Origin of the sequence: Bacillus sp. ok061, from assembly GCF_900108285.1 — a bacterium.
GTDB lineage: Bacteria > Bacillota > Bacilli > Bacillales > Bacillaceae_G > Bacillus_A > Bacillus_A thuringiensis_S.
In genome coordinates this window covers 1-10,048 of record NZ_FNUW01000014.1, presented here as the reverse complement: position 1 = coordinate 10,048, position 10,048 = coordinate 1, and the positions used below count along the sequence as shown (strand labels likewise).

Genomic DNA, 10,048 nt, shown 5'->3' with positions numbered 1-10,048 from the left:
ACTACGTTATAACTCGTCCAAGGATATACAATTAAGCATCACCTCAAGTTATTTTAGTCGTAATAAGTTGGCCAGCTTCATTAATAGTAACTCTCCAGTTCACTCCACTAGCTGTCTTCATGATTATGCCTTTACTTGCCTCTATTTCAATATCTCCAAACATTCTTCCACCAGTTGTAGCTAACCAAGCATTCCCATTTTCCATAGAAGACCTTGCAAAGATGCGATTAATTCGAAAACGCTTATGATCTTGAGAATAACCACTTAATGTAATTCTTACTTTATATAGTTGATTCGCCTTCATATTCGATATAATTGTATCGCCTACATTTAATGGAACATCCGATGCGATAACCCAATTTCCAGTTGCGCCTAATGCATATTCAATTTTAATTTTTTTCGGGCTTTCTCCCCATCCAAAATACATTCCAAAACAATTTAACATTTGTATTGGTTTTTTCGTAAAATCCAGTTCAATGACAACTGGATTACTATCTGGAACGTCAATATAGTTTACACTTTGTTCATCTATTAAATTAAAGCAATTTGCGAGATTTCCCCCGTACGGTACTTTCCCACTTACTTGCTTAACAATATACTTCTGCTGAGCATTTACTAAAATATCATCTTGATTCCCTATTAAATGCGGTCTATTTAACGTCAACGGTAACTGAATTCGTAGGGATTCTTCATAAGTAGACTTACAAACATTGTATTGTCCTTTATCTACAATAATTGTCGAAAGCAGATTTGAAAAAAGGTAGTTTCGATGAGAATTAGAAGAAAATTCAATGACAATTTGTTCACTACTCATCCGGTACGTATCCCAAATCATACAATCAAATGTATTATACGCACCTGAGCAACGAATTGCTTTTTTCGTTTGTTGTCTACATTGCACTTGAATATCATGAAACGTATTTCCTGAACTTTCATTTAGCAAATCACTATTTCCATCTACTTCAATCCCATACCCACATCCATCAATAAATATAGATTGAAATACATTGGCGTTAATCCAGCAAGGTGTATTGATATCATTTATATATTCTGTCTTCAAATGTATTGCAGTTTGAAAATTTTTAATTTGAATAAATTTAACTTGAAAGAAACTAATAAAATCCCATGCCTTTTGACAATAAAAATATATAGCTTTTCCTTTATACGATGGAGTTGCATTTACTATATTTATATTTGATATAACAGATTGATTAGGTACTTCGATTTGTTGTGAACCAGAAACATAAATAACAGCAGATTGAAACAATGGATTTATAACTTGAATAGTACCACCAATTATCGAAGCGTTACTTTGTAGCTCAAATGCATTAAAATCCCCATCAATTTGCAGCGTTACAGTAGGATCTAACTCTAATCTTACATTTGATTTAATAACAATGGGCTTTACAATTTTGTACGTATTTACTCCTGTAATTCTTACCGTCGAAATTCGGTTAGCTACACAATAATCAATAGCTTGTTGAATTGCTAATGAACTATCATTTCCCGAGTTCGGAACTGCGCCAAAACAATTAATATTAACGCTACTTTCTGGCACACAACCTTCTTGGGAAGAAATATATTCTGACAAAATAAATTCACTCCTCATATTACCTTTTTCATATAATATGTGAGTTCTCTCTTAAAAGTTTCTATAATAAAAAAAACAAACGACCTACCCGGTCATTTGTTTAATTCATATATATTTTTCGTTTCTTCTATCATTTTAGTTAACGAGAAATACCTCACTACTTTCTCTCGTGCTTCGAGTCTAATAGCATTTACCTTTTCTTCATTCCCTTGTAGTTCCTCAAGCGCACTTGCGAATTCATATTCACAATATTCAGATATTAAAATGCCTGATTCTCCATCTATTACCGCTTCATTTATTCCGCCAACATCTATTGAAACAATTGGTGTCCCTGTAGCCATCGCTTCAATTACTACCATTGGAAACACTTCACGAAAAGATAATAAAAGTAAGGCATCCATATTCCCTATAAACTCATGCGGCTCTGAAATATTCCCTAGCATCTTCACACTTTGCTGCAATCCATATTTTTCTATTTCTTTCATAATCGATTCTTTCTCTGGTCCATCACCAGCAATATAAAACATAAAATCATTTCTCTTTTTCAACACATTTGCAATTTTGACAAATAGTTGATGGTTTTTCTCTTTGGATAATCTAGCTAATATCCCTATTTTATATGTAGATTCTTTCTTTTTCTGCTGGAATAAAAACTTTTCAATATCGACACCGTTATAAATTGTATTTATTTTTTCTTCTGCTACATGAATTGAAATTAAATTATTCTTTTCAAACTCACTTACTGTAATAATATTGTTCACATATTTATTCATGAAATAACGAAAAAGCGTTGGCATTTTCTTTTCTAATATCGTTACATTATGTTTCGTATAAACAATTTTCATCTTTTTTTTAATAAACTTTTGAAGTAGAAAAGCATATAATACCATTCGCAAACTATTTGCATGAATAAGTTCTATCTTTCGTTTACAAATTTCGTTTCGTAAATAATAAATATTTCTCAAATGATTCCATCGACTAAGTAATATAAAATTTTCTTTTCTAGTAAGAGATTCATATAGTTCTCCATCACCTGCAGCTGTATAAATCTTAAAATCCTCATAACGCAAATTACTTTCCAATTTACAGAAATAGCTCTCGGCTCCGCCAGTTATTAGTTTATCTGTCATCAACAGTATATTCATAATTGCGTCTTCCCAACTACATTGATTTTATTTTTTTTATAAGCATGATAAGCATACTTACTAAAATAGTAAAAAATTTGCACCGAATTCAGTCGTTCTTGTTCCCTTAACAATTTCCAATACCGGAAAGCTGCTCTAATTTTATTTCTAGAAACAGAATTTGTAACAATTCTATATTTTGCTAATACTTGCTGTATCCCTTTTGCTTCATACCCTTCATGTAATAAGTTCAGCCATAACGCTGTATCTTCCGGCTGTATACTAGGCATTTCCACATACGGAATTTTTTCACGATCAATCATCACTGTTAAACACCCGATAATTGTATTCCCTGCTAAATAATGATAGTCAACAGATTTTGGTACACTCACTTCGCGATTTAGTTCATTACCATTTTCATCAATTAAACTATACGACGCATATGAAAAAGCAATATTCATTTCTTCCATAAATAACAATTGTGTCTTCAATTTATGCGGCAACCATATATCATCACTATCTAAAAAGGCAATGTACCTTCCTCTCGCCTCTTGAATCGCTAAATTCCGAGCTTTAGCAGCACCGACATTTTCTTTTAATGATAATAACCTAATTCGTGAGTCTCCTTCTATTATCTCTTTAATTTTTGCGGCAGATTGGTCGGTTGAACAGTCATCAACGATAATCATTTCCCAGTTTTCATACGATTGATTCTGTACAGATAAAATTGTCTCACCTATAAATCGTATACTATTATAAGAAGGTGTTATTACAGAAACATAAGGCGGCTCGTTATGTGCTGATAGACATTTTACCATCTATCTTTCCCCTTCCTTCATATATTGAAATATACTTCACAACAACTGCTAAAAATAAAAAGAACGCTTCGTTAATAATAAGTGACAATGACATCATCTGAAATAAAAATGCAATCATAGTCAATAGAAGGTATGGCCTTTCACGAAACAAAGTATGCTGCGCTAGCTTGAACATTAATATGAATAAAAACGTGCTATATAGAAGAAAACCAATTGTACCCGATTCAGACAAAATTTCTAAAAATGTATTGTGTACATATAATTTTTCATTAAATTGATACTCATAATAATTCGAAAAGTTAAAAGCACCGATTCCGATATATGGATTGGATAAATAATATTTAAAAGCAGCTTCCCATAATGTAAATCTACCACTTCCATTATCATGGGAAAAATCAGAAATTCGTTTATTTAATATGTCATCTAATTGGCCCCCCATTACACTATTCGATAAACTAAAAATAACTACACTAAACAATACTAAACTCATAATTATTTTTATTTTTTTAGCGAAACTAGACATACATATATATACAAAAACGACCAGTACAAGCGCTAATATACCGCCCCTTGAAAAGGTTAATAGACTCGTCGTAACACATAAAATCAACCCTAACATGTTAGTAATATTTTGCAAATTCGTCATATAGTACATAAAAAATATTGTATTATAGAAAATAAAAATGTTAGGATCATCTAGCAATCCAATTAACCGTGGATATCCTCTATCAACTAATAACCCGGCAAAAATTTCTCTCTCTTCTCCACCGTATAAACTAAAGTATTGTAAACCGATTATATAGAGTATTAGACTTACAACATTAAATACTACTCCTACATAAGCAATAGATGATTCAAGTACCACTATTTCAGTATTCCCCAATAAATTCCTCATTATAAAATAGCATCCTAAAACGAGTAGCACGCCAAAAATCATACGAATACTGGCATTTAAATACATAGAAAGAATTCCACTTAAACAATAAATGAAATAAAACAGTAAAAATATAACTTCATGAAAATATAACTTTTGAATATGAAAGTCTTTAATTGTTAAACAAAAATATATGACTAAAAAAATCATATATATCTTCAATGAAAATCCAATATATAAATTGTATTTACTTAACATAACAAATAATATTAGAAGAATAATCCATCCCATCGATACTTTCATATTATTTTCCATAGGCTATATCCCCTGTTTCGTAATATAATCCTTTTTGCGTATTTTTCTTATAAAAGAAAGAAGAAGTTTTTTTAGCTCATAATCATATAGGAATATGGCAGCTACTACAATTAGTATATTAAGAACAAGCGCAATCAAATGATATGTATGCACTATATATTGCACTCCAATAAAGGTTACACCAAAATAAATTGTATACGGTATTACAATTTGGAATACAATTTTTTTCTTCACTACACTTACCGCTATATATCCCACTAAAGCGACAATTTCAAATAAAACCATAGCGTATGCCGCTCCTATCACTCCACCAATACTACTAAAGCTATAAAGCATAACCCCACCTATCACCAATGCTACACACTGCACAACAGTTCTCTTATTTTGACATCCACTTGTCGTTAAACCGTCAGCAATGGCAATATTTAAACTTTGTAGCACAATAAGAAATGATAATATTTGGAGTGGTTCTACTGCATTGCTCCATTCTTCATGAAAAAATATAGAAATAAAGTATGGCGCTAAATGATATAAACCGATCGTCATACATATTCCTACAATCGCCATTGATTTAATTTGAAGCAAATTTAATTTCGTATGCTCTTCTAAATTATTCTGGTTATAATGCTTAAAGAGCACTGGAAAAAATGCACCTGCAATTACCCCCGGTACTTGATATAAAGCTGCCGGCATCCGGTACGCCACTGCAAAAACACCTACCATACTTAATGGCAATGTATAGTTAAGCAAGATAGGCGCTAATTGTGGCGTACTCATTATTAAAAAACCGCTAATAATAAAAGGAGTTAATTGCCAAAATAACGCTTTATGAATGACGACTTTCATATTCATTTTCGTCTTTCTTCTCATGATATATATACTGAATAAACCACCGATCATATACCCAAAAGCATATAAGCGAGCCGTTACATACACCGGTAACTCTCCGAAAATACAAAAACATGTAATTATAATGACAACCGATGATGATACAACTTTAATGAGCGCTATATACTTCATACGTTCCGTCAGTTGAAAATAGGCAATCCCTATGTTTTGCCAAGTTAACCCTATTAACATGAAAAACATTACGTTTATCGTCATATAAATTAAATTTTTATCCGCATACATATAATGAATAGAAATATAACCGATGATAGAAATAAAAATAAGTAGAATCATTCTTATTTTTACATACGATGATAAAATCTTCTCTAAATCTGCTCCATCCTTTGCCCCTTCTCGAAGAAACGTATTACTAAGTCCTAAGTCTGTAAAAAATAACATAACAAACGTCACTGCTATGGCAACACTAAACATCCCATAATGTTGTGCATTAAAAAAGTTTGCTAAAGCAATTAAACTGACAGCCTGAAGAAGGTTAGCTAAAATCGTGCTATAAAATAGATGGATAATATTATTTAAAATAGATCTACCCATACCAGTTCTCCTTTGCAAGTAACCTACTTACATATGTTGTTTGTTTACATATATATTTATCTTGCACCATTACCGTTCAATACAATTAAAACGGTCTTACATAAAATACGGATGTCCATCCGAATCGTTTTCATTTCAATATACTCCATGTCTAACCTCAACTTTTCCTTTGGATCAAGATTATACCCTCCATTTATTTGTGCCCATCCTGTTAAGCCTGGTTTTACCATTAAACGATCCTTAAATTCTGGAATATACGCATCAAATTCATTATAAAAAAACTCTCTCTCTGGTCTAGGACCTACAAAAGACATATCTCCTCTTAAAATATTTAAGAGTTGTGGTAATTCATCAATTCTCGTTTTTCTTATAAACAATCCAACTTTTGTAATTCTTTGATCATGTTCTTTTGCCCATTGTGGTCCGTTCATTTCAGCATCCTTTACCATCGACCTTAATTTAAATACATTAAACTTCTTCCCGTTTATACCTAAACGTTCTTGAAAGTAAATTGGAGCCCCTGATGTTTCTAAAGTAATCATAATACAAAAGAACAACATAATTGGTATCGTTAATAGTAACAATATGATTGAAAATATAATATCAAACAAGCGTTTTACACTTCGATTCAATATGCTAGGCTTTTCTTGAGCCGGAATCGTATACAACTTGGCTTGATTTGTTTCACGAATCATGGATCGTTACCCCCACATTCAAGAATATAAAATTATACCTATTAATTCACATTCTTTCCTCTTTATATCCGCTATTACTTTTTGCACTGTACGTAGTGAATCTTTTCGCTTTTTAACTGCTAAAACCACTCCATCGCACTTCCCTGCAATAATGTGCGTAGCAGGAAGGTCAAATACTTCAGAGGAATAAAAGAAAATGTAATCAAAATCTTCTTTCCACTTAGCAATCGCATTATCAAATTCATCCATAGCAACTAAGGGTGTCCCTGTGTGTACTGTTTTTTTTGCAGGAATACAATATAAGTATTTAGACAAATTACTAGAAAAAGATTCATAATTGCAGGGGGAAGAACTTATTATATCGTTTACTGTTATCATGTGATTACTTTGTAATAATACATGTAGTTTAGGGTCAGAAAAATTCACATCAATAAGTAACACCTTTTTCTTCATTTCCGCAAACACTAGACCCATATTTACTATAAGCGAGGCAACAACACCTCTGTCCTTCGTTGAACTAACTGTGAATAGTTGTTTTCCAGATTTTTTCAGCTCGTGATATACCGTATAAAACTGCTCTTTCATCAGATCATCATGCATATTGAATGGCAGCTGTTTCTTTGTCCTAAACATCGACATGTTCACCTCGATATATAGATGATTGTTTATCAACCTCTGTAGGTTTCTTTTTTCTATTCGGTTTCATATTTATGTAACCAATAACAGAAACTGTTGTTATTTTCTCTAAATCCTGTTCCACGTATATACGTTCATCAAAATAATCTCGAAATACAGCTAAACCTATACCAACAAAAAAACTAACAATTAAAGAAATAGGAATGATCAGTTGAAATTTCGGAAACAATTTTTCGGCCTGTTCCTGTAACTCAGGATCAGTTAATACTTTCACTCCTTGTACATTTGTGTACTGTTGAAAGCTTTTTTGTGATTGCTCTGCCAATGTCTTTACTATGTCTTTCACGACTTTCGGATTGGAATCTTTTACTGTAACAGTTACAATTTGTGAGTTGTCCGTATTTACCACCGAGATTTTTTGTGCTAATTCATAACTTGATTGCTCTAATTTCAAAGTTTTTTTAACTGTTGAAATAATTAATGGGCTTTTTAAAATATCGACATACGATGTTACTAGTTGCTTATTTTCTTGTGTTTTATTTGTTGAATTTTCCTTATTAAACTCATCTAAATTCCCAACAAGAATTTGCGTTGAATATTGATATGACGGCTTTAAAACATACATAGAGATAAGAACTAAAGAAGCGGTTAAACAACACATCGTTAAAATAATCGTTACGAATCTTCTTTTCAATAATTGTTGAAAATCTTTTATACTCATTTCTTGCTTCAATTATTTCACCGCCCTTTTCTGAATAACATCCTGCAAGTCACTCTTTACAGATAACCCTTTCTCCTTTCTATCCACTTGTTTTGTTACATACTTTCCAACTCTGAATGCAAATTTTTCTACATATATATACGAAAGCATTGCAAATATAAACGAAAAAACAAGTGAAAAAATTAAAATAATAGGCAACGGTAATATTTTATGGAGCATGTATATAAGGGAAAATAACGATATAATATGATATAAATAAAGACTGTAAGAAATCTTCCCCAAATATAACAAGTATTTATTACGTAGTAAGGACGACAAAGTTGATATTGACAAGCTTAATATGACAAATAGACATGCACTTATCGCCACTATGTAGTCTCGAAATATAAAATTATTGAGCACTTTAATTTCTCCAATAAGCCCTTCATACATAAAAAGTAAAATTGCAAATAAAAACCATGCAATTTTCGTGTTTTTAGTACAATTACTATAAAAAACTATTAAATTATTTTTATACTTCGCAACTAGTGCTCCTAGTAAAAACAACACCGTGTAATGCAACGTTAATGCATAGCTTGTTAATGTTAAGCTCGAACGGAACAAAAATAATATCATGACAGAACATATACTAAAACTAAACAATAATAGTAATGAACACCTCAACGTTTTTCGTAAGCAAATCATCAAAATTAACGGGAAAATTATTGATATTCGCATTTCATGGACAAGCGACCAAATCACACCGTTATATGCATCTGTATTATATTTCCCAACCAATAAAATATGTTGTGCGATTAAACTTGAAGAACTTTCAATCGTCCATGAGCGATTAAACCATTCACTTAAATAAGAAATACCATATTCACTAATTGTAGTCTGGCATATAATAGCTATAATTATTGCCACAATATAAGGAATGTATATTCTACATATACGTTTTAAAAGGTATGACCCATAGCTACTATAGTTTTTTTGAATAGATTCATACAAAACAAATCCGCTCAAAACAAAAAAGATAATAACAGATTCGTTACCACTACTAAAAATTAGACGAGCAGGCGTTTCTTTTAATAGATACACAACAAATGGTTTATTATCTTCATAACTGTAATTTTGAAATGCTGAAAAAATCATTAAATGATGACCAATCATTACTACTAATGAAGAAATCCCTCTTATAGAGTCCAATTCTTCGTATCTCTTCATCTTTTTACATCAACTCCTAATGAAATGATAATAATCATTTCAAAGCGACATCTTTATTCATATTCCTCTCCTTTCTTTTCATTCCAATTTTTCATATTAAAATGATTTTATAGTATAAATTTGAGTGTATTGTAACATTTTTGGTAATATTATGAATAGTAAATCTCAAAAATTGGTATATACCAATTTCAACCTCGAAAAATGAGTAATATTGATAGAAAAACACTATAAAAATATCTTGCATATTTACAAAATTAAAGAGATGAATAACGTTTTTTCAATATAAAATAAAAAAGATAGCCTATATAGGCTATCTTTTTTCAGGCTGTGGAGAAAGTCTTCTCCACAGCCTGTTTTTGTGTCTGAACCTCTTTTTATGTGTCAACACTGATAAAAAGAGGTAAAGGAGAGATTTTTTATGATGGGTGCTTTAAAAAATCATCGTGATGAACGTGTATCTGTTTCTGTAGAAGAGTTGGTTCCACAAGATCATTTCCTTCGTGCGATCGAAGCGACAATTAGTTTTGATTTTATTGAAGAGAAGTTACGCCCTTATTACTGTGAAAACAATGGACGTCCTTCAATCCATCCTATCGTTTTATTTAAAATGATGTTTATTGGATATTTT

The 10,048-nt window shown here is 31.3% G+C and carries 9 protein-coding genes and 1 pseudogene; 1 reads left to right on the top strand and 9 read right to left on the bottom strand.

Going from position 1 to position 10,048, the window contains the following annotated elements; all coding sequences use genetic code 11:
- Positions 1-43 precede the first annotated feature (43 nt).
- From C4S65_RS18490 to C4S65_RS18450, 9 genes are all read right to left on the bottom strand, one after another.
- On the bottom strand, positions 44-1,591 hold the full coding sequence (locus tag C4S65_RS18490) for a hypothetical protein (protein ID WP_142391554.1): 1,548 nt from the start codon (positions 1,589-1,591) through the stop codon (positions 44-46).
- 92 nt (positions 1,592-1,683) lie between these two features.
- The gene (locus C4S65_RS18485; protein ID WP_086405889.1) at positions 1,684-2,736 is read right to left on the bottom strand and encodes a glycosyltransferase family 4 protein; all 1,053 of its coding nucleotides are present in this window, start codon (positions 2,734-2,736) and stop codon (positions 1,684-1,686) included.
- Positions 2,733-3,533, bottom strand: a complete 801-nt coding sequence (locus C4S65_RS18480) for a glycosyltransferase family 2 protein (RefSeq protein WP_000237677.1) — start codon at positions 3,531-3,533, stop codon at positions 2,733-2,735. The genes C4S65_RS18485 and C4S65_RS18480 overlap by 4 nt, the downstream gene beginning before the upstream one ends.
- Entirely contained in the window at positions 3,508-4,722 is a 1,215-nt protein-coding gene (locus C4S65_RS18475; protein WP_086405888.1) for an O-antigen ligase family protein, read from the bottom strand. The genes C4S65_RS18480 and C4S65_RS18475 overlap by 26 nt, the downstream gene beginning before the upstream one ends.
- A gap of 3 nt (positions 4,723-4,725) precedes the next feature.
- Complete coding sequence (locus C4S65_RS18470) at positions 4,726-6,162, bottom strand: oligosaccharide flippase family protein (protein WP_000533722.1); 1,437 nt, start codon at positions 6,160-6,162, stop codon at positions 4,726-4,728.
- Between the two features lie 56 nt (positions 6,163-6,218).
- Complete coding sequence (locus C4S65_RS18465; protein ID WP_000617647.1) at positions 6,219-6,857, bottom strand: sugar transferase; 639 nt, start codon at positions 6,855-6,857, stop codon at positions 6,219-6,221.
- Between the two features lie 18 nt (positions 6,858-6,875).
- Entirely contained in the window at positions 6,876-7,496 is a 621-nt protein-coding gene (locus C4S65_RS18460) for a CpsD/CapB family tyrosine-protein kinase (RefSeq protein ID WP_061666871.1), read from the bottom strand.
- Complete coding sequence (locus tag C4S65_RS18455; protein WP_000807060.1) at positions 7,483-8,226, bottom strand: Wzz/FepE/Etk N-terminal domain-containing protein; 744 nt, start codon at positions 8,224-8,226, stop codon at positions 7,483-7,485. Before C4S65_RS18455 ends, C4S65_RS18460 begins: the two co-directional genes overlap by 14 nt.
- Complete coding sequence (locus C4S65_RS18450) at positions 8,227-9,420, bottom strand: acyltransferase (protein ID WP_000833050.1); 1,194 nt, start codon at positions 9,418-9,420, stop codon at positions 8,227-8,229.
- A gap of 418 nt (positions 9,421-9,838) precedes the next feature.
- On the opposite strand from C4S65_RS18450, the pseudogene C4S65_RS18445 reads away from it, so the two are divergent.
- A pseudogene (locus C4S65_RS18445) lies at positions 9,839-10,048 on the top strand (IS5/IS1182 family transposase); the annotation flags it as partial.